This window comes from Paenibacillus vietnamensis (assembly GCF_020169515.1).
Taxonomy (GTDB): Bacteria; Bacillota; Bacilli; order Paenibacillales; family Paenibacillaceae; genus Pristimantibacillus; species Pristimantibacillus vietnamensis.
This window is the reverse complement of sequence record NZ_JAHMHW010000003.1, coordinates 82,558-108,790: the sequence shown is the minus strand read 5'-3', so window position 1 is coordinate 108,790 and position 26,233 is coordinate 82,558. Positions and strand designations below refer to the sequence as shown.

Here is a 26,233-nt window from a genome sequence, read left to right as displayed (position 1 = left end):
AAGGGGATTTGAAGTGCGAAAAAAAAAGTGGCTTCATACCAGCCTGGCCGTGCTAACGACTGTATCACTCCTCCTTGCCGGCTGCTCGTCGAATAATGGCGAGGGAGGAAAGACGAACAACACGAACAACAGCTCCGCGACCGACGGAAAGACCGGAGAGGACAGTAAAGCCCCGGTCACCTTCAGTTATTTCGCATTCGGGACGAATAAAGACGTGCTTGCAAGCGAAACAACGATCGGCAAAATCCTTCAGGAACAAACAGGTGTCGATTGGAAAATGGAGTTTGTAGCCGGAGACCCCGGCACTAAGGCAGGCGTCATGATTGCCGGCGGCGCATATCCCGATGTCATTTCGCCGGTAGGGGAACTTGCGAAGCTCTTGGATGCAGAAGCATTGATCCCGCTCAATGATTTGATTGAGAAGTATGGTCCTAACATCAAGCGCGTGTATGGCCCTTATATGGACAAGATCAAAAATGAAGACGGCAACATCTATATTCTGCCTTTCACAGCCAACATCGGCGGCTACTTGACGGATCCGGATGCGGGCAGCAACATCTGGATTCAACGCAGAGTGCTGAAGGAATTCGGCTTCCCGAAAATCAAGACACTTGATCAATATTTTGAACTGATCGAGAAATATCAGGCTAAATATCCTACCGTAGATGGAAAAGATGCGATCGGCTACGCTACATTCGCCGGCGAACCGGGTCAGTTCTATACGATAACCAATGCCCCTATGCATCTAGCCGGTTATCCGAACGACGGTAATGTCTTGGTTGATATGAAGACGCATGAAGCCAAGTTGTACCAGGGAAGCGATTACGAGAAGCGATGGCTGCAGTCGTTAAACGAGTTGAACTTAAAAGGCTTGTTTGATCCGGAAAGCTTCACCGCTAACGGGGACCAATTTAAGGCCAAGCTGACTTCGGGCCGCGTGCTCGGTTTCAGCGGCTACACCTGGCAGATCGGTGATGCAATCAACAACCTCAAGACAGCCGGTAATGACGATCTGCGTTATGTATCCCTTCCAATCGTCTTTGACGAGAGCATTACGGATGCCTACATGGATCCCCCTTCCTTCGTCAACAACCGAGGTCTCGGCATTAGCGTTAGCGCCAAAGATCCGGTTCGCATTATCAAATATTGGGATAACCTGCTGACGGATGAGAACCAGAAGCTTGTCCAATGGGGTGAAGAAGGCGTCACCTACTCTGTGAACGAAGAAGGTCGTTTCGTTATGAGCCAAGAGCAATTGGCTAATCGCAACGATAACGACTTCAAACGTAAGTACGGCTGGGCTTACTTCGATTATGAATGGCCGCGTTACGGCAACAACTCCGTGTACGAGGACGGCAATGCGCATGTGCCATTTAATCAGCCTGAGGTAGCGGACATCAATTATACGGATGGCGACCGATCACTGCTTGATGCTTACGGAATCAAAACATTCTCCGGTCTCTTCGCGAAACCTGTGGAAAGACCATGGTATCCGGCTTGGAGTATTGAGAAGCAGCAAGGTTCTCCTGAAGATATCTTCAATCAGAAAGCTGGCGATCTTCAGCAGAAGTATTATCCGAAGCTGGTACTTGCCTCCGAAGGACAGTTCGAATCCGTCTGGAATGATTATCTCAAAGAGTTCGGCAAACTGGATGCAGCCGGCTTCGAAGCCTTCATGACCGCCAAGGTGAAGGATCGGGTCGCAGGAAAGTGGTAAAAAGCAGCTTCTGAGTACTTATCGTAAACCGGGAAAAGTGATGCCATTCACTTTTCCCATCTAATTATGCTAGTGACAGATAAGATTTTGCCGGAAGGGAGACGGATCGAGTGGAGAAACATACCGTGCAGCTGACAGGATCGCCTTCTGACGATTCGCGCCTAAAAGCCTATTTCAAAGCATTGTCCAAACAGAAAATGTTAATGCTGATGTCGTTGCCTTTTCTTGCGTGGGTCCTCGTATTTAAATATGTTCCGCTCTGGGGCTGGACGATTGCTTTTCAAAAATACCGGCTGGGTAGAGATATTTTCGACCAGGCTTGGGTTGGATTGAATAACTTTAAGTATTTGTTTCAGGAACAACAGTTTTACCTGGTCTTGCGCAATACGCTTGTGATGAGCACTGTTAATCTTGTACTTGGATTCGTAACAGCTATTGTATTAGCGCTTCTCTTGAATGAGCTCCGCAGGGTTTACTTCAAGCGGACGGTGCAGACGATCAGTTATTTGCCGCATTTCATTTCGTGGGTCGTTGCCGCGAATATCGTCCAAACGGCGCTTGCTCCGGAGGGGATTATCAATGTATTGCTCCTCCAGTTCAATATAATCGATAAGCCCGTATTGTGGCTCGGAGTCGGCGAATATTTCTGGGGAATTCTCGGCGTGACGGAAATTTGGAAGAACGTCGGTTTTAATACGATTATCTACTTGGCTGCCATTACGACCATTGATCCTACTCAGTACGAAGCAGCCCGGATTGACGGCGCGTCACGCTTACAACAAATGTGGCATATTACGCTTCCAGGCATGAAGCCCGTCATTGTCATATTGCTCATCATGAACCTGGGCCATATCCTGGAGTCCGGTTTCGAGCCGCAGTACTTGCTTGGCAATGGCATGAATGTTGAATATTCGGAAAATCTTGATATATTCGTGTTGAAGTACGGGATACAAATGAATAACTATGGATTGGCGACGGCAGCCGGCATGTTCAAAACCGTGGTCAGCTTCATCTTCCTTATCGTTGCCAACAACCTCGCTAAACGGCTTGGCGAAAGCAGATTGTACTAGATGGAAGGCGGTGATACAGTGTTTAAAACGAATTCGACTCGATTCTCTTCGATTGGCGATCGAATATTCGATGCGTGCAATTATATCTTCATGATTATTTTGATCTTCGTCACTTTGTATCCTTTCATTAATATGTTCGCCTTGTCGTTCAACGACGCTAACGACTCCATTCGCGGCGACATCTATTTTTGGCCGCGTGAATGGACGCTCCGAAACTATGAGTATGTGTTTAGTGAATCGAACGTGTTCTACGCGACCTTCATTTCCGCGGCACGGACGATCGTCGGGACGATCGTTTCCGTATTTTGCACATCGATGCTGGCCTATGCGATCAGCCGTCCCGAATATAAATTGAAGAAATTCATTGCCATTACCTTCATATTTACGATGTATTTCAGCGGCGGCTTGATTCCGAACTATCTGCTCGTTAAAGAGCTCAGCATGCTGAACAGCTTCTGGGTCTACATTATTCCGGGCATCATCGGCGTGTTCAATATGATCGTCATTCGATCCTTCATCGAAGGCTTGCCGGAAGGCATCATGGAATCGGCCAAAATCGACGGCGCGGGCGACCTCACCACCTTTATCCGTATCGTGCTTCCGCTGACCATGCCTGCTCTAGCGACCGTATCCCTGTTCGTGGCAGTCTATCAATGGAACTCCTGGTTTGACGTATTCCTGTACAATTCTTCAAGGCATGACCTCAGTACGCTGCAATACGAGCTGGTGAAGATCTTGTCCACGTCCAACACAGGCTCCTCAGCCGCTGACCAGTATGCCGATGCTCAGGGAAGCACGCAAATCGTAACGCCGACATCGGTTCGGGCTACGATGACGATCGTTGCAAGCGTGCCGATTATTATGGTCTATCCGTTTCTGCAGAAGTATTTTGTCAAGGGCATGATCGTCGGCGGAGTAAAGGGATAGTCGAAAAGGCAGATATGTACCGGAGGAGTGGAAATCAATCTTATGAAGAAACAAGGCGTAAATCCTTACTTGCCGTCCTGGGAGTATATCCCCGACGGCGAGCCCCATGTGTTCGAGGACAGAGTCTACGTATACGGCTCGCATGACCGTTATAACGGGCATGTCTTCTGTCTGAACGATTATGTCTGCTGGTCGGCGCCCGTGAACGATCTGGCGGACTGGCGATCTGAAGGCGTCATCTACGAGAAGACGGACGATCCGCTGAACCCGGATGGTCGAATGTGTCTCTATGCCCCGGACGTCACCCAAGGTCCGGACGGACGTTATTATCTGTTCTATGTCCTGGATAAGGTATCCGTCGTCTCGGTCGCCGTCTGCGATACGCCCGCCGGCAGATATGAATTTTACGGATACGTGCAGTACGCCGACGGGACGCGCCTGGGCGAACGGGCAGGCGATCAGCCGCAATTCGATCCGGGAGTGCTGACGGAAGGAGACCTCACTTACCTGTATACCGGGTTCTGCTCGGTCGGCGACAAGTCGCGCAAGGGCGCGATGGCCACCGTAATCGGTCCGGATATGCTGACGATCGTCGATGAACCGGTGTTCATCGTACCCAGCGAGCCATATAGCCAAGGATCCGGCTACGAAGGGCATGCGTTCTTCGAAGCGCCATCCATCCGTAAACGTGGCGATACGTATTATTTCGTCTATTCCTCCGTCGTCATGCACGAGCTGTGCTACGCGACCAGCAAGCATCCGACGAAGGGCTTCGAATACCGTGGAGTCATCGTAAGCAACAACGACATGCATATCGATTCGTACAAGCCGGCGAGCAAGCCAATGAACTATGGCGGCAACAATCACGGCGGATTGGTGGAAGCAAACGGTCAATGGTACATCTTCTATCACCGTCATACGAACGGTACGAGCTTCAGCCGCCAGGGCTGCATCGAACCGATCTCGTTCCTGGAGGACGGTACCATACCGCAAGCGGAGATTACGACGAGCGGTCCGAACGGCGGCCCGCTTGTCGGCCGTGGCCAGTACCCGGCCTATTTAGCCTGCCACCTGTTCACGGAGACGGATGAGAGCTACACGGGCACGCACGGCGCATGGATGGACGGCCGATTCCCGAAGATCACCCAAGACGGCAAAGACGGGGACGAAGAGATCGGTTATATTGCGAATATGCGGGATTCCGCAACGGCGGGGTTTAAGTACTTTCAATGCGAGGGCGTGAAGCACGTGAAGATTCAGGTTCGCGGATATGCCCAAGGCAGCATCGAGGTCAAGACGGCATGGGACGGACCAACGCTTGGATCGATTCCGGTCGATTTCACGAACGTATGGACGACGTATGCGGCAGACATCGCAGTTCCGGACGGCGTTCAAGCTTTATACTTCACGTATAGGGGCACCGGCAACGCAAGTCTGGCGTCGTTCACGCTTGAATAGCCGATAGACCGACTGCTATAGGCGTTGTGTTGTAACCTAGGTAACGAATGGCAGCCTGACCTCACGTCAGGCTGCCATTTTCACTCTGTATAGCATGTGGGGCATAGCCAATGCAACATGATCTTCCAAGGCTCCTCGCGTCGGTTCGCTTGACCCCATTCCGTCTTACTATGAATTGGAACTATTTTTCATAGAGGGAGATTAATTGATTTAAATTATTCATTACCTAGATTGCTGTTGATACATCACTGTATAATAACTTATCCCTTTAAGAAAGAGAGTGATTTTCGTGGGAACCATTAAATCCGTTAACGATACATTTATTTTCGAGGTGCGGAAGGGATAATAGTTTGCACGAATCCCTTCAGTTCCATTTCAAACACGGAGGGAAGTGCTATATGTCTTTTAGTGCGTACAAAATAAATACCGATCTAGTACGAAGGTTAATTAGAAAGCAATTTCCTCAATGGGCTGACTTGCCTGTCAGACCTGTTGAAAAAGGCGGATATGATAACTTTACATTTCATTTTGGCGATGAGATGAGCGTGAGGCTGCCAAGAGACGAAGGTCATGCTCCGCAGGTTGAGAAAGAAGCTGAATGGCTGCCAAAGCTAAGACCTCATCTTTCGCTGCCTGTTACTGTTCCTCTGGCAAAAGGAATACCCGACGAAGGCTATCCCTTTTATTGGTCAGTTAATAGGTGGATTGATGGAGAAACCTTAAGGCATGACAATATCTCAGATATTAATGAATTTGCTGTTGATCTTTCTAGGTTTATTAAGGAGCTTCATCAAATCGACGCATCGAATGGTCCTGCAGGCGGGGAGCATAACTATTTTAGAGGTTGTCCCCTAACAGTGTGGAAATTCAACGAGTGGACTTTAAGTGCGCTCGAAACACTGAGAGGGGCAGTAGATGCAGAAAAGTGCCTAAAAATATGGCATCAAGCAACCGCATCCGAATGGACAAAAAAGCCTGTTTGGATTCATGGTGACATTAGTCCAGGAAATCTTCTTGTAAAAAACGGCAAATTATCAAGTGTGATTGACTTCGGCGTAATGGCAGTTGGCGATCCTGCAGTAGAATTAACCATGGCATGGACCTTTTTTGATGACAAAAGCAGGAAAGTGTTTCTTCAATCTATTGGCCTTGACGCTGAAACGGAAAACAGGGCCAGAGGTTGGGCATTATGGAAAGCGCTAATAACATGGGCATGGGAAGTAGATAAGAAATCCATCCCTGTAAGAGAAGCGAAGAAGGTTATCGATGTTTTACTGAATGAATAGCGAATACTGATTATGATAACAGTTCTGTTCAATTAGCTTAGTTAAGCTAATGAATTACAAGTGTTTAGTGAAGCTGCCGCTGAGTTGATCGGCAGCTTCGCTCCGAGGGACGGGTAGTATTGTTTAGTTATAAACATATTCCCCAAAAATGTATGTGGTAAACTATTCGAAGCACGGCACTTTGAGGGGGATGAAAGAAATTATGGAAGACTCTTTAGTTAAACAAGCAGAACGAATTACAGGTGATTTTCTTCAGGAACAAGTAAAAACTACATATCAAATCATAGGTAAAGGCATGACAAATCAGGTTTACGTAGTCGAAACAGAGAGCAATAAAGTTGTTGTCCGCATGAACGATAAAGATACATTTCCAAACTTTATCAAAGAAAAATGGTGTATTGAGCAAGCAGCCGCAGTTGGCATTCCGGGACCTGAGGTGTTGTCCATTGGTATAGTTGATGAAACCGCATATATGATTCAAGCCTTTGTTGAGGGAGATAATGGGGTAGACAGTTCTGTTCCCAAGTTGAATGTTTGGAGGAGACTGGGCGAATATGCCAAGCTTATTCATTCTATTCAAGTGAAAGGATATGGAGGGAATCTGATTGATCCAGTCCATGGTGAGTTTCAGTCACCTTCTCATGCCGGATCAGACGGCAGTTGGCAAGGATATGTGCAGTATAATATAAATAGTTTGACTGAGCATGACCGCTTGATTGAGCTTGGAGTCATCACTCAAATGGAATCGCAAAGAGTAAGAAAACTGTTTGAAGATTTGAAGAGTGAACCGTTCCGCTTCGGCTTAAACCATGGAGATATCTCTTTAAAGAATACGATTGTCAATCAGGCAAACCAAGTTATATTGCTGGATTGGAATGCAGAAGTAAACGTGGTACCGCATGCAACTATTGCTCAATTGATGCATTACCAAATCCTAGGACTAGAGGAAAGCCCAAATGTTGAAGAATTCAAAGCGTTTATAGACGGATACGGAATAAGTGGAAAAGATCTTTCTGATATAAGGCATTTTCTGCTATTAAGAGCTTTCGATAACCTCAGGTGGGCTATTGATCGAAATCCTGATCTGATCGAACCCTATGCTGCATTCGCGAAACAAGTAGTAGGCATGATTATGGATTAGCGGAGATTGCGCGATGTTTTTGCATCTCTATCTAACCAAGGGTGAAGAAATGATTGAACGGGCATGATAGTTCAACATATCATGGAGGAGTTTGCATACTGAACTGCATCCCGTCAAGTAAACAGTACAAATAATAAAAATAATTAGGCGGCTTTAGTCCTGTATTCTATTGGACTGAGGCCGTTTAATTTTAGCGGATTGTATTGGAACGCCCTAATACCTAGGAGACGATTGAATTATCATGAAGGTCGAGAATTGCGCTTAAATACGCTTTCCGGCTTTCTTCGGATACGATTGGACCCCCTGTACCCTCATCAGGCCGGTAGGCGCGCTTATGGTTAATCGGTTTTTTCCGTTTGGCTGCACAAATGTAGCGTTAATTGAATCCCTGCAATAATTTCACATAGAAGCTTAACGATGAGCAACGCTTTTTCCCGAATCGAGTAATAAAGCATATTTCAACGCTTCTCAGAGCAATGAAAGTTAAACGCTTTCAAGATGTAAAATTCGGGTAACGATATAAAAACATGTACATTGTAGTCAGAAGTTTGGGATGATTATAATGAAAGCGAAGACATCGCAGTTGTCGGAATCAGATGATTGTGAATGACCGAATTATACGAGAATTATACATCTCAGTTCTGAAGGATATTATGTCGCAGGGGCAGCGGTCCTTTCGACTCATACCGAGCCCATTTGTATCATCTTCTCCATTGCCGTCCGGATCGTTTTTTGTGAATGCATTCGACATCGCAAGCACGCCGAACATTCCTTTAGCACTCTTCATACGAATAAATCGCCGTACCGTCTCTATCAGAGGAATGACTGAAGACAGAAGTATCACATTTACAGGTTCCAATATTATGAAGGGAGTTGTCACATGCTTAGAGTAGTAAAAGTTGAAAACGGTATGGTTAAGGGATTGCCGGCAGCAGATCCTCGGATAACAAGTTTTAAAGGTATCCCATTCGCCGCGCCGCCCGTAGGTGAAAACCGCTGGCGTGCCCCACAGCCTGCAAAAGATTGGGAAGATGTTTTGAAAGCTTACGATTTCGCGCCGGTCTCGATGCAGGTAAGGCAAAAGATCGATATAAATAACATCTATACTAGAGAATGGGCTGTGGATCCGGACATCTCCATGGACGAGGACTGCCTCTACCTGAATGTATGGACTCCGGCAAACAGTCCCGATGAAAACCTTCCAGTTTTTGTATGGTACTTCGGCGGTGGGCTGCAGGTCGGCCATACGGCCGAGATGGAGTTTGACGGCGAACGCATCGCACGCAGGGGGATCGTAGTGGTAACGATAAACTACCGTCTGAATGTGTTTGGATTTTTATGCCATCCTGAAATAACGGCGGAAGCTGCGGAGGCTCCCGCAAACTTCGGCCACCTTGATCAGCAGGCCGCAACGCAATGGGTCAAACGCAATATCGCGGCTTTTGGCGGCGATCCCGACAACATTACGATTGGCGGACAATCTGCCGGCGGCGGAAGCGTCATGAGCCAGCTCACTTCGCCTCAGAACGAAGGCCTCTTTCAGAGAGCAATTATTCAGAGCGGTGTCTTTACACCGCTTTACCCGGGAAGCAGCATGCCTAGAGTCCGGCGCAATCTGACGGAAGCCGAACAAGAGGGCGTGAAATTCTTTGAGTTTCTTGGAGTTTCCTCCCTTGCAGAAGCCCGTAAGCTTGAAGCGGAATATCTCCGTGACAAGATGCTGGAATATAAGGCGTTCTGGGGTACCGTTGTTGACCAGGTGTTCAGCGTAGGCAACGCATTTGATCTATTCCTTGAAAACAAGCGCTGGAAGATACCTGTGCTTTGGGGCCACACTTCTTCCGAGTTTTTCAGTGTTCCGAAAGTCAAGACACTTGAAGAATTTCGGCAAATGGCTGTTGAGATGTTCGGCGATGATGCCGATGAGTTTCTAGCACTTTGCCAAGCTCAGTCGGACAACATAGATGAAGCGGTGAAGAAAGCTGCAGTAAGTTCCATTGAATATGCAATTCGGATTGCCTCACAAGCCAATGCGGATACCGGAGCTAATATCCCGTTGTATCATTATAATTTTGATGCGGAAATACCGGGCTGGGATGACCCTGGCACATTCCACTCGGTGGATCTCTGGTTTTTCTTTGAAACCCTGGCTAAATGCTGGAGACCCTTCGTAGGTAAACATTATGATCTTGCCCGCCAGATGTGCAACTACTGGGCTAACTTTATCTGTTCCGGTGATCCGAACGGGAAGGATTCAACAGGTGAGGAACTGCCGCGATGGGAGCCCTTTACTCTTGAGGAACCATACAGCATGGTATTCAAAGATAATTCCGAGTTTGTCAGAGAACAACCGAGTGATGTCATGCAGTTCCTTGTGAAGGAATATTTCAAGAATAAGAAGGGGGAATAATCTGTGAAACTGGTAAACGGCGACTATACCTTGCTCTTTAAAGATGGCGGCGTTGAGGTGCTAAAGAATGGAAAACTTTTATATTTTAATAAACGCCCGATGTTTGTAATGGTAAAGACCGTTGTTGCCCTTAGCGAGTTTTACGACAAAGCTTACAGCGAGATTGCCGTTTCCGGCGATACAATCACAGCCAAAGGCAAATTAACTGTGCCCTCCGGCTCTGAATTTTCCTTTGCAGATACTTATGAAGCAACCGGCGCCGGGTTCAAGGTAAGCAGGAACGTCAAGGTGCTGAAGACGGGAGATGACCTTGGTTTTTCCACCAAGCTCTCCTTTGTAATGACGGAATCGGACGATCCGCATGACTATAACTGTTTCGCGCCCGGTGTATGGTATAAGCAAAACGAATATGCGTCTAAGAACGCCTTTGGCAAAGACCTGGATTGCGAGTATTTCTGGCGACTGGAGACCGGTTGTGCCTTGCCTTTGTTTACCATGCAAAACATCGCATCAGGAGAAATGGCGGCAATATCGCGTTGGACGTCAGACGTGACCATGCGGTCTCTGGATATTGCACAGGCTGCAAATCATGTAGACCCCAAATTTACCATTGGTGCCGTTGGCATGAGTAAGCCGGAAAGCAGAACTATGAATTATCTGTATTATGGTTTTGCCGTACGTAAGGAATTCGAGACGAAGCTCGACGGATTGTCTATTGATTATGTATACCCAGGCTGTGATGGTCAGATGCCCGCAACAAGAAAATATGCTGGGCTTGATTTCAAAGATCAATTCAAATCCTTCCAGCGCGTCAGCCACCCGGTGGAGGTCGGTTTTGAACAAAACTACGCTGTAGCTGTGAATTTTGGACACTATAGCAGCTTTCAGATGATGATGAAAGACATCTGGCGGGTAACCTACGACCGGATGCGCGACAAGTTATTCGACGTTGATAATGAGCTCCATTTCCACAACTGCATGAGAATGTTCACCAGATATACGCAACAATACGGAGATTCGTACGGGTTGCCTTTCTCCTGCCAACTGCCCGACATGGATATATCCAGTGTGTCCTTCCAGTTTGGCTTTGTCGGACAGCAGCCGGGAATCGGTTATCAGTTGCTGCGTTACGGAGATAAAGAAATCGTACCCGAAGCCTTCGAAAAAGGCGTGAACATCATTGATTTCTGGGTGAGGACGGCAATGACCGAATCCGGCTTGCCGCACATGTGCTATCATCCCGGCATCAAGGAGTTCGAGCCGTATCCTCATTATATCCGTATGCTTGCCGATGGGATTGAGGCAATTCTAGACGCGTATCTCTATATGCGCAAGATAGGCTACGAGCGACCGGCCTGGCTGGAATTCTGCAGAAAAACCGCCGATTGGATTGTGAATTTTCAGAATGAAGACGGCAGTTTTTACCGTGCATACAATACCGACAGCTCTATCCGGATGGATTCCAAGGCCAATACGCCCAGCGTGATTCGTTTTCTGGTACAGTTCTATCTGGTGTCGGGCGATGAAAGATATAAAGCCGCTGCGATCAAGGCCGGGGATTGGTCTTACGATAATGCCTACTTGAACATGGAATACCGGGGCGGCACCTGCGACAACACGGACATCATGGATAAAGAGGCCGGGATCTATGCCTTGTTTGGCTTCCTTGCCCTGTATGATCTGACCGGTGAGGACAAGTGGCTGGAAGGCGCGATTGGCGCTGCCGATTATACCGAAACCTGGACCTATGCGTGGACATTCCCTGTGACTACCCCTTGGCCGAAACATCCATTCAATAAGTATTCCATCAGCGGACAGAGCATTATCACCCTTGGCGGGGGAGCCGATGTGTATATGGCCGCCTGTTCATATACCTATTACAGACTGTATGTCATTACAGGTGATGAGCATTATCGCGATTTTGCAGAGTTTATCCATAAGAACACCCGACAGTCCAATGATGTGGACGGCAGCATCGGATATATCATGCCCGGCCTGGGACATGAAGCAGGCAACTTTACAAGTCAAATCCTGCAAAGCCACTATCACTGGCTGCCCTGGTGCACTTATGTGGAAATCGACCCCTCTTCTAGGCTGTATGATACCTTTGGCGGCTATGAAATTGCAGACGCCCAAAGACTCAGCCCGGAGGAGAGGACCAAGAGAAACCGTATCTATGATACATTTGCTGAAATTCCGATAGGAAACAAGGGAGCAATATATGATCAGGAATCAGAGGAAATCAAATTGCCGCGCTAAAGAATAACCATACAAATCCTTTATGAGCGAAGATGCCCTTTCGCTATTCCCGAATTTTTTGGAATGCGCACGAAAGCTTTGATCCCGACTACGACGCAACCGACTGGCCATACATTAAGGTGCCTTCGTATTGGGAGAAAGAAGGAGTGCGTTATTTTAACACATCATGAGAAGGCTGCCGATAAAATCACTCGGTAGCCTTTTCGCAGTCCCGCAGCAAGCGGCAGATATACCGTAATTGGCACCGCGAGCGACGGCAATACATTTTTTTTCCCGTCTGAACCAGTCAGTGATGGTGGCCTGACTTTTGCTGGAGGCAAGACGGCAAGGATTTTCGTCATGCCATCAAAGTCAATTGCAGACGTTCACATGGTTTCAGCTATTAAATGGTTAGCTTTCATCTTATTGCTTGTTTTTTGGCAGATTGTTAAAATTGATTAAAAGTTACGATTAACCATATTGACTGCTCTCATACGTACAATAGTAGCCGTTCTGAAGTAACGGACAATCGAGGGATGCTTATGTATAAATTGATGATTGTGGATGACGAGTTGTTAATGCGGGTGGGAATCCGTTCCATGCTCGATTGGGAGGGGCATGGCTTCCAAGTCGTCGGAGAAGCAGGGAACGGGAAAGAAGGGCTGGAGATTGCGATTGCAACCTCACCTGATTTGATCATTACGGATATCAAGATGCCTGTCATGGACGGGCTGCAGTTCATCCGGGAAGCATCCGGCGCATTGAAATCCTGCAAGTATGTCATCCTGAGCAACTTTGACGAGCTGCATTATGTGAAGGAGGCTCTAAAGCTAGGTGCGACGGATTACTTGATTAAGAGTGAGATTACGGTGGCTTCGCTCTCCGAGCTGCTCATCTCCATAAAACAGAAGCTGCAGGCAGAGCGCGAAAACCAAGAGAAGCATCCCGCAATGGCACACGACGTTTTGCAAAGCTTGAGCCATCTGAAGGAAAGTCTTTTTAAGGACCTGATAAGCGGTTTCGTAAACGAAAGTGATGCGAAAGCGAAGGCGGATGAACTTCGTATTCAGGTCAAACCGGATGAACTGACCGTCATGAAATTTAAAGTCAGTCATTTCGAAGAGGTGAAGAAGAAATATGTAGAGACGGATGAAAAGCTGCTCCGATTCTCGATCTTGAACATTATGGATGAGGTCATACCGTCCAAGTGGAACAAAGAGATCGTTATCTGGAGTTCTTCGGAATATTTGATCATCGTCAATTCGGTTTCTGGCGGCGAATCTGTCCGTGCCGATATCGAGAAGCTGTGCGGCAAGCTTCTGGCTTCGATAAAAGATTTCATGAATTTGACCTTTACTGTTGGCATAAGCACGGTCGTGCCAGGCTACAAGTTCATTAAAGCGGCATATTATGAGGCTGATTTTGCGCTGCGTAACCGTTTCTATACAGGCGCCGGCAAGGTATTGTTTTACGACGATGCAGTCAAGGAGCACGATCGGCAGGCGGTCGACGTACAGCTGAGTCCAGAGCAGGAGCATGATTTTGTCACAGTGTGGGCAAGCAAGGATGCCAAGAAGGCGGAGCAATTTCTGTCCGGAATCCGTTCCGCGTTGGAGGCGCTGCGGGCTGACGAGAGCAGCGTTCGCGAGAAATATATCCTGCTGATGGAATCCGTCCATGCGCGGTTGTCATGGGCTGCGAAGCGACCCCGACCCCCTTTCGCCGAGAAGTCGCCTTATGAATCGGTACTGAAAGGGGAGAGCTGGGAGGATATTCATCGCAGCGTGTCAGCTTACATCAGCTCTTGTTTGGAATACGACGCTCGCTTCATGGAGGAGCGCACATATGCGGACATCGCGGCCGATATTATCAGCAAGAATTATGCAGAGGATATTTCGTTGCAGAGCGTAGCCAGCCAAATCAATGTTAATCCGTCCTATCTCAGCCGCATCTTCAAGCTAGAGCGAGGGGAGAACTTTATCTCATGCTTGACCCGCGTCCGGATTGAACATGCAAAGGCTTACCTGAAGGGCGGGAAGCTAAGAGTGTTCGAGGTGGCTGATAAGGTCGGTTATCATAATTACACGTATTTCAGCAAAATCTTCAAGAAAATAACGGGCTTCACCCCAGAGGAATATCGGGAGTAGCAGCCCCGTTCGGAGTTGATCCGAGGATAGAGGTAAAGGATGTGGCGACGTATCCAATCCGTTCGTATTAAAACGAAAATGATGATTATTTGTCTGACGGTGATCATTCTTCCGGTTCTCGTGATGACCATTAATTCCTACTATTCCTCCGAAAGGTTATTGGAGCATAATTACACAAAACTGCTGAACGATCTGGCCAAACAAACGAATATCCGCATCGACGAATATTTAAAGGAGATCGAGAAGATATCACTCATTGCCAGCAATGGGCTGAGCAGCAGCATGTCCGCAACGCTCGACGGGAGTTATCCGATCCAGGATTTCCTTCGGGACGGCAGTGAGCAGAACGAGAATGCTGCCTACAATATTCTCATGAATTACATCATGATGAAGGATCGCGTGTTCTCTATCTATCTGTATAATTTGAACGGCGGGTCTGATCTGTTCGTCAGCCCTAATCAACCTATCGATACCCACTATAAAGCGGCTAATGAATTGTGGTTCAAACGGTTTATGCACACGAAGGAGAGAACCGTTACGCTGACGACCCGAATCGACAAGCAGCTTAAGAACAAAGGATTGGCTGTCTCGCACGCTCGGAAAATCTACGATGTGACGACAGGAAGACTCTTGGGGATCATGGTTGTGAGCATTGACATCAAATTCATCGAGATTGTGAATAGCAACTTGCAAGAAGCGCTTCGTTCGAGGTTCATGATCGTCGACGGTGATGACAAAATCGTTTATAACGTGAACAAGCGGTTGATCGGTACCTTGTTCCGCGATAACGTCCGCCCTGACGAATCGACGAATGTCGTCGTGACCAGTCCGCTTAGCCAGCAACAATGGACCACATACTTGTACATGCCCTTGGAGGAGCTTACTGCGGAGGGGGAGATATTGAGCCGCAACCTTGTTACATTAGCGATTGTAATGTCCCTCTTTGCTGCGATTATATCGATCTTTCTGTCCAATGTCATTACCCGTCCCATCAGGAGGCTGATTAACAATATTAGCTTAGTGGAGAAGGGGCGTTTCGAACAAGTCGAGCATATACGGTCCCGGGATGAGATCGGACACCTGTCCACGAGGTTCAACAAAATGTCGTACGAATTGAAAAGACTGGTCGAGAGAGTCCAGCAGGAGGAGATCGACAAGGCAGCCGCCGAAATGCGTGCGCTTCATTCCCAGATCAATCCTCATTTCCTTTACAATACGCTCGGTTCGGTTAAATGGATCGCGTCCATGCAGAGGGCCGACAAGATTGTTGACATGACCGAGGCGTTGATCTCGATGCTCCGGTATGCGGCCAGGTTCGATGGAACCTTAGTAACCATTCGGGAAGAGCTGAACAATATCGCGAATTACGTGACGATTCAGAACGTCAGGTACTACGACTGCATACAGATGAAATACGAGATTGACGACAGGCTGCTAGACTATCGTATGCCCAAGATGATTTTGCAGCCTATTATCGAAAATGCGATCTTCCACGGTCTTGCGGAGCGTGAAGAGGATGGCGAAATTGCGATCCGGATACAACGCCAAGGCAGCGACATTGCCATTGAGGTTCGCGATAACGGCGTAGGCATGGATGAGGAAACGATTCGGAGCCTGGTGGAAAGCGGGCTGGAAGCGGGAGGAACGAAGGGAATCGGCATGTATAATGTACAGCGGCGCATCCAGCTTCATTTCGGCCAGTCTTACGGGATTCGAGCGGAGAGCAAGCTGGGTGAAGGTGCGGTCTTTACCATACTGTTGCCCGTTATCTCGGAGCTGCAGGAAGGGGCATAACGTGCCGGTGAGGAGGGCGCACGATTTCCGGAGTATGGTGTGGCGGCTTCGAAAGATGAAGTGAATGATAACAAAAGGCTTGCAGCCAACGCTGCAAGCCTTTTGTTTATCCTTTGACACTGCCGAGCACCAAGCCCTTGGTAAAGTACTTCTGCAGGAACGGATAGACCAGTAATATCGGGATGGCACCCAAAAACATTTGGGCCGCGCGTCCGGTTCGGGCGTTCATCATTGAGAGCAGCTGGGTATAGTCAGTTCCCGACTTAAGCATGATCTGCTCAAAGCTTAGCAGAAGTGTCTGCAGGTAACTCTGCAGCGGATAATTCGCGGGATCATTCATATAGATGATGCCGTCGAACCACGAGTTCCAATGACCGACGATACTAAACAAGCCGACCGTTGCGAGTGCCGGTTTCAGGAGCGGGAGCAGGACGCGGACCAGAATCTGCAAGGGACTGGCACCGTCGATGACTGCGGATTCTTCGATTTCCTCCGGTAAGCCTTTAATAAAATTCATGAGAATAACCATGCTGAAGACAGGGAGCGCCCCTGGCAGGATTAGCGACCAGATGGAATCGATCAGACCTGTTTTGACTACGACGAGGTATGTTGGGATCAGTCCTCCGTTAAACAGCATCGTAAATATGAAGAAGCCCATATATACATTGCGCCCAGACAGCTTTTGCTTCGACTTGGAAAGCGGGTAAGCGGTCAGCACCATTAAGATGAGATTCACAGCCGTCCCGAGCACGACCCGTTTTACGGCTATCCACAGGGAGGGGAAAAACTCGCCTCCATCCAACGCGAATTCATAGGCCTTCGTCGTAAAATTGACCGGCCAGAACGCTACATTGCCTGCCGATACGGCTGCGCTGCTGCTGAAGGATACGGCCAGCAGGTTGATGAAAGGCAGAATGCAAAGCAATGAGGTTAACATCAGAATCGTGTAGTTAAAAAAATGGAACAAGCGTCTTTCGATACTTTTGTCATGAATCATGAAGATACCTCCTTAGAAGATTCGGTAGCCGGCGACTCTATAGGCCAGGATATAGGACAAGGCGACCATGATGCAGGAGATGACGGACTTGAACAATCCGACGGCGGCTCCGATCGAATATTGGGCCTGCTGGATTCCAAGGCGGTAGACATAGGTATCGATAATATCGCCGCTCTGATACACAACAGGGGAATATAGGTTATAAATCTGATCGAAACCCGCGTTGAGCACATTGCCGAGCGATAGGACCGTCATCAGGACAATTGTCGGCATCAGAAGCGGCAGCGTAATGTAGATCGTTTGCTTCCAGCGTTTAGCGCCGTCGATCATCGCGGCCTCGTAAAGTCCTGGATCGATGCTGGTCAAGGCGGCTAAGTAGACAACAGTACCGAAGCCGAAGCCCTTCCAGATATCGCTTACGATCATGGTCCATGGGAAGAGGGAAGGACTGCCCAGGAATGAAATAGGCTGGATTCCGAATATGCCCAGGAACGTGTTGACGATGCCATCGGAGCTCAGAATGTCAAGCAGAATGCCGGCCATGATAACCCATGACAGGAAATTCGGAATATATACGAGTGTCTGGAACGTGCGTTTGACAGCTCGATGCGCAATCTCGTTTAGCAACAAGGCGAATAAGACAGGTACAAAGATACCGCCGATGATTTTAAAGACGGACATGTAAAGCGTATTCCAGATCGTCCGTACGAAGTTAGGTTGATTAAATACATGAGCGAAATTATCCCACCCGACCCAAGGCGAGTTGAAGCCAAGGCCGGGATTATATTTCTGGAACGCAATGACCAGGCCATATAAGGGGATGTAGCTAAAGATGAAGACCAAGACGATGCTCGGAATCAGCATGAGATGGTAATGGCTCTGCTGTCTTAATTTGTTCAACATCCGTGTCCCTCCGTTTATAGGAATTAATTTCCATAACATAAAAGGGGGAGAGAATAGCCTCGCCCCCTGCATAAAGAGAATGCTTACTTCCCGTACGCTTCGTTCACTGCTTCGGTGGCCGCATCTCCGCCGGCTGTTTGCCAGTTCTTGATGACCGTATCGAAATAATCGATGTTTTCGTTACCCATGATAATCTTGGTGAAGCCCTCTGTCAGGATGTCGTCCAAGGTCGTGCCGTAGCTGGCGAGTGCCTCCGGAGTAGCTCCCCACAGTGCAGTTTTGATGTAATTCTGGTTGTCCAGTGTTTGTTTGGCAAGACCGTAAGCGGACTTCGGTGCTCCTTGCTGCAAGAAATCGCCAACGGCACCTGGTGTTGCATCCGTCATGAACTTGACACTGTTGTTATACTTCTGCAGCATACCCGCGGTCGTCAGGTCGCTAATATCTTTCGACTGCAACGTTGCCGTTACAGCCTCGAATTGCTCATAGTCAGAGTTCGGATTGAGAACTCGGAAGGCGCCGACGACGTGCGCGATATCGTTGTCCAGCAGGGCGGATAGCGTTTCCTTGGACTCTTTACCGACACCTTCGTCGACGATATAGGCGTAGTCATTAAGAAGCTTGAAGACGGCCTCCGGGTGCTTAAAGCCCTTTTTGACGACGGTATAGTTGCCGTTCGCGAAGAAGATCGACTGCTTCGCTTCCCCACCGTCCACCGACGGAATAGCGTAGGGATAAAAGATGGCGTCCTTACCCAGGTTCGACACCGTATCCACACCGGGGTTATAGCCCCACCACTGGAAGTATGGCTGCACGCCGACCTTGCCGGCGACGACATCGGCGTTCATCGCGCTGAAGTCCTTAATCGGGAACTCGGGATCGATAATGCCCTGCTTGTACCACTCGGCCCACTCGGCCAGCGCATCCTTCATTTCAGGCTGGACGGAGCCGTATACGAGTTTTCCGCTCCCATCCTCGATCCACATATCCGGATGGGCGTTCCAGGCGACGGCAAGCAGATTTAGATAATCCAGCGTTTGGTCGACTGCGATGCCGTAACCGCCGTGCTTCTCCATAAATTTCAACGCGATATTCTTAATGTCATCCACGGATTTCGGATCTTCAATTCCCAGCTCTTCCTTCCAGTCGTTCCGTATCCAGACGAAGTCTGGCTGGTCGATTAATCCCCAATGCAATTGGGGGATACCGTACAGCTTGCCGTCTTTCTTGCCTGATTCGGAGCTGTCCGGATCGGCCTCCATGTAGCCTTTGAGGCGCTCCGAAGCATATGTATCGAACACCTCCGAGAGGTCCATGACCATATCCGCTTCGATTAATTGCTGTAATTGGGAGGCATTGACTCTGAACACGTCTGGAAGGTCGTTTGACGAGATGGCCAAGTTCAGCTTCGTGTCGTATTCGTCACTGACCCAGTCCGTTACGACCTCGACATTGAATTTTTCTTTATACCTTCTGGTCCACACGTTATTGGTAATATCGTCACCCTTCGGATATTTTGCGGAAGAGTATTCTGATGTCACGGTATGAATCGTTACTGGTTCTTTGTAAGCGCTAAATGCTGGATTGGCTGGATCTACCTCATTGGCAGCCGTTGCTTTATTGCCGCTAGAACCTGTGCCTGCCGAGTTATTATTGCTGTTGACCGCGTTGCTGCACGCTGTTAGTAAAGCGGACGTGATGCATAAAAAGAGAATAAATCTTGTCATTTTCTTTGCCATACTATTACCCCCATTTGGCTTGTAGTCAAGGATGACTTATACCTTAATAGTAAACGATCGCAAATCAATTCGATATGAACGTTATTGACGAGTAGGCTCTACATTTTTTACTCTTTGTTGTTTTTACCGCTGAAAAATGAATTGAAGCGTGTGCATTAATTTTACTGTGTTGTGTTCTTTTTTTACTTTCCGTTGAGGTCTGTCGCGAAAAAAAAACGCCCTCAAAACATCCTACTAGGAAACGAAAGGGCTGAAAAGTCTGCTTTCTTGTCACCAACTTCCGCAACGAATTACGATATGGGAGGAATGCTGTAATGTTAAGCTTGATAATTGTGGATGACGAGAAGCTGCTGACCGATTCGCTGGAGATTGAGACGGTCTAGTTTTCTGTTGCAGTGGAAACACAACACTTTTTGTTTCTTGACCACATCCGTACGAAAAGAGAACCAGTTATCACCAGGGTTCGCGAAATAAAGTGTCCTTATAATGCTATTTTAAGACCAAAAAATCGAGGTAAGTTTGTCATTCTTGAACTAAAATACTAGATGAATGCTTACAGCAGAGGAGTAATGTGGATTGTCTGTCACACCGTCAGAGCAAGTTTGTTATTCAAAGAAAAATCGGGCAAATGCAGGCAAGCAGCCCGGCGCAGATTGGAGTAGGGGAATGCTGGCTGCTGGCCTGGTTCGGGTAGAAAGTATCCGAGCAGGTCGATGATGGTGGAATAAGTATCATTTATAGTAAGTCCAAGGAGCGTGAGAACATGACAATAGAAAAGACCTGCCTTTATTGGAATCCCGATTTGCCTCTCGAGGAGCGTGTGAACGACCTGATCGCCCAACTGACATTGGATGAGAAAATCGGGCTTATGCCACAGTACCAGATCGCAATAGATCGCCTGGGCGTACAGGCGTACAAGCATGGCACGGAGGCGGCACACGGCATGGCTTGGCTTGGGGAAGCGACGAGTTATCCTCAGCCGATCGGTCTCGCTTGTACGTGGGATAGCGAGTTGCTTAAGAGAATCGGCGGCGCAATTGGGGACGAAGCTCGCGGCTTTTACAAGCAGAATCCGAATCTTAACGGCTTGACGCTGTGGGCGCCGACGGTCGACATGGAGCGCGACCCCAGGTGGGGCCGGACGGAAGAAGCGTATGGCGAGGACCCGGTTTTGGCCGGCAGACTAGCCGCCGCACTCTCGCAAGGCATTCAGGGGGATCATCCTTTTTACTTGAAGGCGGTTGCCACGCTGAAGCATTTTATCGGCAACAATAATGAGGCAGGAAGAGGCGATACATCTGTCAGCCTCGATCCGCGCAACCTGCGCGAGTATTACTTGAAGGCGTTCGAGATCCCGTTCAAAGAAGGCGGAGCCTTGTCCATGATGACGGCATACAATGCGATCAACGGAGTGCCGGCGAACCTTAGCCGGTACGTGATCGACATCGTTAAGCGCGAGTGGGGAATGAACGGCTTTGTCGTCAGCGATGCTTTCGACGTAACGGGCACGGTGAGGGATCATCATTACGTGGAGACGCTGAAGGAAGCGGTGGCCCGGTCGATCCGGGACGGAGGAATCGACAGCATTACGGACGAAGCAGCAGTGGTGACGGCAGCGATTCGCGAGGCGCTAAAAGACGGGCTATTGACAGAAAATGATCTTGATACCGCTCTTCGGAACACGTTTCGCGTCCGTTTCCGGCTCGGGGAGTTCGACCCGTCGGAACGGAATCCGTATGCTGCGATCGATGAATCGGCGATTCTCCATCCAGAGCACGCGGAGTTGGCAAGGGAGGCGGCGCAGAAAGCTGTCGTACTGCTTAAGAATGAAGGGCAGACGCTGCCGCTGCAGGCTGACAAGCTGAGCAAGGTTGCCGTCATCGGCCCGCTCGCCGATGTCGTTTACCGCGACTGGTACAGCGGCACATTGCCTTATGCGGTTACCCCGCTGCAGGGAATCCGCGAGAGGCTTGCGGCGGAAGGGAAAGGCGCTGAAACGTCATACTCCGCCGGCACTGATCGTGTGCGCATGAAGGCTGCTCGTAGCGGGCAGTATGTCCGGCTCAGCGACGAATCAAAGGCCACACTCGCCGCCCAAGCGGAGAGGGCTGAAGAAGGCGACATTTTCGAGATATCGGACTGGGGCTGTGGCAGCCATACATTAATTGCGCTGCGTAATAACCTCTATATGACAACGGACGACAAGAACCTGCAAGCGTCGGCTCATCGGATTTGGGAGTGGTTTACGAAAGAAGTGTTCCAGATACGACCTGTAGATCAGGGCAGTTCCCTACTTACCTTCTCGACCTGGAACGGAACGCCTGTAACGGTTGATGATGAGACAGGTGTACTGCTTGTCGGAGACGGTCTGGCGGCTGAGACCGCGAACGATATTAACGTCGGAGGCGCTGCGGAGGCGGGGATTTCGGTTGTTGGAACGCATGCCGACACGTTCGAGTTTGAACGCGTGTCGAGCGGCTTGGACGCGGCTGTAGAATCGGCTCGCGGCGCCGATGCGGCGATCGTGTTTGTCGGCAATCATCCCCTGATCAACGGCAAGGAGACGATGGACCGGCCCAATATCACGCTGTCGGAATCGCAGGAAAAGCTGGCGCTTGCGGTAATTGAGGAGAACCCGAACACGATTGTTGTGGTCGTCGGCAGCTACCCGTTCGCCTTGAACGCTTTACAGGAGAAGGCGAAGGCGATTATCTACACGTCCCATGCGGGTCAAGAGCTCGGCCGCGCTGTTGCGGATGTTCTGTTTGGCGATATCAATCCCGCAGGCCGCGTGAACATGACCTGGTACAAGTCCGTCGATCAGCTTCCGCCATTCATGGACTACGACATTATCTATGGCGGCCGAACGTATCAATATTTTGAAGGCGAACCGCTATATCCGTTTGGACACGGTCTTTCGTACAGCGAATTCCGTTACGAAGCCTTGCAGTTGTCGCCGAACCGCGTTGTGGCCGGGAACGACACGGCAGCCATGGTTTCCTGCCGTGTGACGAACATAAGCGACTTTGAGGGTGAAGAGGTCGTGCAGCTTTATGTACGTGCAGAGGCCTCGCGGGTCAAGCGCCCGCGCCTTCAGCTGGCGGACTTCAAACGCATCGCTCTGGCTCCGGGAGAGTCTGCGGAGGTGACGTTCCAGCTGCAGCTCGAATCGCTGGCCATCTGGGATGTAACGCGCGACCGATTCTGCCTGGAAAGCGGAACGTATTCGGTCATGCTCGGCGCTTCCTCTGCAGATTTACGGCTTGAAGGTCGCCTTACAGTCGCCGGGGAGACGATTCCGCCGCGTGACCTTACGAAGGTAACTCGGGCTGCAAATTACGATTCGTATCAAGGCATTCATCTAGGTGAATGCATCGAAGGCGGAAGCGCCGCAGCCGTAAACGGCGATAGGGGGTGGCTTGCGTTCCATGACGCTGAACTCGGTGCAGGCATCTCCGCGGTCGAGCTTCGTGCCGCCGCCTCGGAGAATGCAGCGGTTGAAGTTCGTCTGGATGGTCCGGACGGTCCAATCGCAGGTAAGTGCAAGATTTCGGCTGGCGGAGAACAGGACTGGCGAAGCCTTTCTTGCGGGCTGACGGGCGCCTCCGGTCGGCGCGACGTCTACCTAGTTCTGGATGGGCCAGTGTCTCTCGGTTGGTTCCGAATGATGGCCCATTAAATGAAAGAAAGGTTCCGGGGAAATCCGCTTTTTTCGGGCCTAGATAGGGAATTAAATATGATTCGGATAGTAACGAATCCTCTACAGTAAGTTCCTAATAGAAGGAACTTACTGTAAGGGGAGCTCTAAAACTGATTAAATCCTTGCAGCAGCCGCTCGATCACATGCTTAGCGTGCTTGTAATAATCAAAGCTATTATTTACCTGCTTCATAGCAAGTCCACTATGGAGCAGCCCCCAGGAGCATTCCCGCAGCATATTCATATACTTCATATCTTGTAAGATCGCATATTGCTCCTCTTCATAGTAGCCGAAGTACAATTGCAACCAATTCTTCTCCTGCTGTACGGTAAAACGATTTGTAAATGGTATCGCTGCGAGATCGAAAAAGATGTCACCAACACCGCATAACTCCCAATCTAAGACATACAATTCCTTGCGTGGGGGAGACCAGAGGAGATTACAGAGGTAGTAGTCATTGTGGCAAAACCGCTGATTATACTTTTTATCGAGACTGCGGCGGTAGTTGATCTGTTCCATTTGTATTAGTACCTGGGTTAAGCCTTCCGGCTGTTTGACCTGTAACTTCTCAGCTCCACGCAAATAACTTTCGACCAACTGATAAGGCGTACATGGTCTTGACGCTTCGGCAGAGATATCAACCGAGTCGTGAATGTTTTTCAAACGCTCAATAATCCGTTTGATCAACGCAGCATCGCGTAAGTCCTCCCCGGTTAGCGATTTCCCCTCGATATACTCAAGCAACACATAGGTTTTATTTGGATCCACATAAAGGACCGAAGGACTATGTATAACTTTATGAAAGGATTGCATTACCTCAATCTCGGAGTTCCGGGAAAAATTAAGATAATCGGTTTGCTGCCCAAAAACACGTAGCACATAACACTTTCCTTCGCAAGTTAACTTATAGGTTTCGTTAGAAAGACCGCCGTTAAGCTGCTCGAACTTAACTGTCTTGTTCAGAAATGAAGGAATCATACGCACTTGTTCTTCTAAGTTCAAATATTCCAATCCCCCTAAGCGTTTTTTCGATACTATAAACTATTCAGACCGGTTACCCGTTACAAACAAGAGTTGCTGCTTGCCGGCAAACTTTATCCGATGGATCTTAAGGAGAATCAGGAGCATTTTACGGCCAATCGGGTAGGAAGAGAATTTTTTGAATCGCATCGTCATCGCGTTCCTCATCAAATGAACGAGAGGACCTACATTGGGTTGACCCGTTATTATTGGGAGGGGGCAGGTTTATGACTACCTACTTGCCTTCAGTAGAGGTCCGATCTATGAATGGGTTGCCACACGACCTGACGGCAGATGTGATATCAAGGCATGTGCTTTAAACTTAATATTCCAGCTGAGCCTAAAAGGACGCCCCGGTATATGTTTTTATTGACAACATATTCCGGGGCGCCTCATGTAATTTGTAACGTAAACCTAATATAAAAATCAAATCACTGACTCAGTCTAAAGGCCTTGGGGGATAGTCCGTAGGCTTTGGAAAACTGACGTGTGAAATAATTGCTATCGTTAAATCCGCATTCGTATGAGATTTTTGTGATAGGGATTCCGCTTTGCCTGAGCAGCACACGCGCGCGCTCCAAACGAAGTCGCTGCAGGTATGAAATAGGAGTCGTTTGATAATAAGATTGAAAAATCCGATTCAGATGCCGAACCGAAATATTGGATCTAGCCGCGATATCCTCCAGAGTAAGAGGCTCAAGATAATGATCTTCAATATAGGAGATTGCATTCGCCAAATGCATCAGATTGCTGTCTGTGCCATTCTCCTGATTGTCATATTGTCTGGACAAATAGACGACAAGCTCCATAAACCGGGAAATGAGCATCGTCTGATAGCCCTGATGCTTTTTGTTAAATTCATGGATCATGTCGGAGATAATCGATGCGACGTGTTCCGTGCTTGGAATCGACAAACTAAGCCCGCTTTGAAAAGAATGAATATTGCGATAAAACGGTTCTAAAACAAAAAGTGACTGAAAGCCTTTGGAGGCCCTTAAATCCGGACCGGCGCTCCGAAGTATTTCGGGACGAAACATAATATTGCAAATTTTAAATTCATGAGGATTTTGGTAAGCATGATAGGTAGGACCGTTAATGACAAATACGTTCCCCTTTTTAATAAAATAAGTTTCAGAATTAACAATATGCGTAGCGTTCCCGTTCAATACAATCACGAGTTCGGTGAAGTCATCATGCTTATGAAGAGGCGTATTCTCTTCGTGCCCGCCATATTGAATAAAAAACGGAAATTGCTCGTCATTGGTAAACCAGTCCAAATAAACGCTATCCAGGATATCGCCTTTAATTGACGGCAGCTTGTTCATGCAGTTCGATTTCAACGTACTTCCTCGCCCGTTTGACATCCAACAACACCCCTTTTTCTGTGTTAAATGTATGCGGTAACATTTCTATTGTAACCATGTAAGATGGCTGATCATACAGCCAAAAATGTACGAAAAACCATATTAAAAATCGTTATTTAAGACTTCCGGTACAGATTTTCATGTACAGATATGGCTATTTGATATCACGGATTCAGGATAACTGGAAAATGACTAAATCATGCTATACCCATGTCTAGAAAATGAAGGTTTGCATTAATTTTTTACAATATGATTTTAAAGGAACAAGGAGGAACACGATGTGGATTTCGTTCTATGCGCGATGTGCATTGGATTTGATACCG

The 26,233-nt window shown here is 48.5% G+C and carries 16 protein-coding genes; 11 read left to right on the top strand and 5 right to left on the bottom strand.

The window, feature by feature from the left end; genetic code table 11:
• The first annotated feature begins 13 nt into the window (after window positions 1–13).
• From KP806_RS08605 to KP806_RS08560, 10 genes are all read left to right on the top strand, one after another.
• Window positions 14–1,717 carry an ABC transporter substrate-binding protein gene (locus tag KP806_RS08605; RefSeq protein ID WP_224723178.1) on the top strand — a complete coding sequence of 568 codons (1,704 nt, stop codon included), beginning with the start codon at window positions 14–16 and terminating at the stop codon, window positions 1,715–1,717.
• Window positions 1,718–1,827: 110 nt separating this feature from the next.
• Window positions 1,828–2,787 carry an ABC transporter permease gene (locus KP806_RS08600; RefSeq protein WP_397376370.1) on the top strand — a complete coding sequence of 320 codons (960 nt, stop codon included), beginning with the start codon at window positions 1,828–1,830 and terminating at the stop codon, window positions 2,785–2,787.
• A gap of 90 nt (window positions 2,788–2,877) precedes the next feature.
• Window positions 2,878–3,714, top strand: a complete 837-nt coding sequence (locus tag KP806_RS08595) for a carbohydrate ABC transporter permease (RefSeq protein ID WP_263575644.1) — start codon at window positions 2,878–2,880, stop codon at window positions 3,712–3,714.
• Between the two features lie 42 nt (window positions 3,715–3,756).
• A complete protein-coding gene (locus tag KP806_RS08590; protein WP_224723176.1) occupies window positions 3,757–5,172 on the top strand; it encodes a family 43 glycosylhydrolase in 1,416 nt (471 codons plus the stop codon).
• 398 nt (window positions 5,173–5,570) lie between these two features.
• Window positions 5,571–6,458, top strand: a complete 888-nt coding sequence (locus tag KP806_RS08585) for an aminoglycoside phosphotransferase family protein (RefSeq protein WP_224723175.1) — start codon at window positions 5,571–5,573, stop codon at window positions 6,456–6,458.
• A gap of 190 nt (window positions 6,459–6,648) precedes the next feature.
• Complete coding sequence (locus KP806_RS08580) at window positions 6,649–7,599, top strand: aminoglycoside phosphotransferase family protein (RefSeq protein WP_224723174.1); 951 nt, start codon at window positions 6,649–6,651, stop codon at window positions 7,597–7,599.
• An 880-nt stretch (window positions 7,600–8,479) separates the two neighbouring features.
• On the top strand, window positions 8,480–10,009 hold the full coding sequence (locus KP806_RS08575; RefSeq protein WP_224723173.1) for a carboxylesterase/lipase family protein: 1,530 nt from the start codon (window positions 8,480–8,482) through the stop codon (window positions 10,007–10,009).
• 3 nt (window positions 10,010–10,012) lie between these two features.
• Window positions 10,013–12,268 carry a glycoside hydrolase family protein gene (locus KP806_RS08570; RefSeq protein WP_224723172.1) on the top strand — a complete coding sequence of 752 codons (2,256 nt, stop codon included), beginning with the start codon at window positions 10,013–10,015 and terminating at the stop codon, window positions 12,266–12,268.
• A gap of 521 nt (window positions 12,269–12,789) precedes the next feature.
• On the top strand, window positions 12,790–14,394 hold the full coding sequence (locus KP806_RS08565; RefSeq protein ID WP_224723171.1) for a response regulator transcription factor: 1,605 nt from the start codon (window positions 12,790–12,792) through the stop codon (window positions 14,392–14,394).
• A gap of 39 nt (window positions 14,395–14,433) precedes the next feature.
• Window positions 14,434–16,188, top strand: a complete 1,755-nt coding sequence (locus KP806_RS08560) for a cache domain-containing sensor histidine kinase (protein ID WP_224723170.1) — start codon at window positions 14,434–14,436, stop codon at window positions 16,186–16,188.
• Between the two features lie 106 nt (window positions 16,189–16,294).
• On the opposite strand, the gene KP806_RS08555 is transcribed toward KP806_RS08560, so the two are convergent.
• The 3 genes from KP806_RS08555 to KP806_RS08545 form a co-directional block, all read right to left on the bottom strand.
• Entirely contained in the window at window positions 16,295–17,185 is an 891-nt protein-coding gene (locus tag KP806_RS08555; protein ID WP_224723169.1) for a carbohydrate ABC transporter permease, read from the bottom strand.
• A gap of 12 nt (window positions 17,186–17,197) precedes the next feature.
• Window positions 17,198–18,088 (bottom strand): ABC transporter permease, encoded by an 891-nt coding sequence (locus KP806_RS08550; protein ID WP_224723168.1) that lies wholly within the window; start codon window positions 18,086–18,088, stop codon window positions 17,198–17,200.
• A gap of 83 nt (window positions 18,089–18,171) precedes the next feature.
• Complete coding sequence (locus KP806_RS08545; protein ID WP_224723167.1) at window positions 18,172–19,827, bottom strand: type 2 periplasmic-binding domain-containing protein; 1,656 nt, start codon at window positions 19,825–19,827, stop codon at window positions 18,172–18,174.
• 763 nt (window positions 19,828–20,590) lie between these two features.
• On the opposite strand from KP806_RS08545, the gene KP806_RS08540 reads away from it, so the two are divergent.
• Complete coding sequence (locus KP806_RS08540) at window positions 20,591–23,506, top strand: glycoside hydrolase family 3 protein (RefSeq protein WP_224723166.1); 2,916 nt, start codon at window positions 20,591–20,593, stop codon at window positions 23,504–23,506.
• Between the two features lie 125 nt (window positions 23,507–23,631).
• Here KP806_RS08540 and KP806_RS08535 read toward each other — a convergent pair whose 3' ends face one another.
• Together KP806_RS08535 and KP806_RS08530 are read right to left on the bottom strand one after the other, a co-directional pair.
• Complete coding sequence (locus KP806_RS08535) at window positions 23,632–24,528, bottom strand: phosphotransferase (RefSeq protein ID WP_224723165.1); 897 nt, start codon at window positions 24,526–24,528, stop codon at window positions 23,632–23,634.
• A 449-nt stretch (window positions 24,529–24,977) separates the two neighbouring features.
• Window positions 24,978–25,838: a helix-turn-helix domain-containing protein gene (locus KP806_RS08530; protein WP_224723519.1), complete on the bottom strand. Its 861-nt coding sequence runs from the start codon at window positions 25,836–25,838 to the stop codon at window positions 24,978–24,980.
• Window positions 25,839–26,233: the final 395 nt, after the last annotated feature.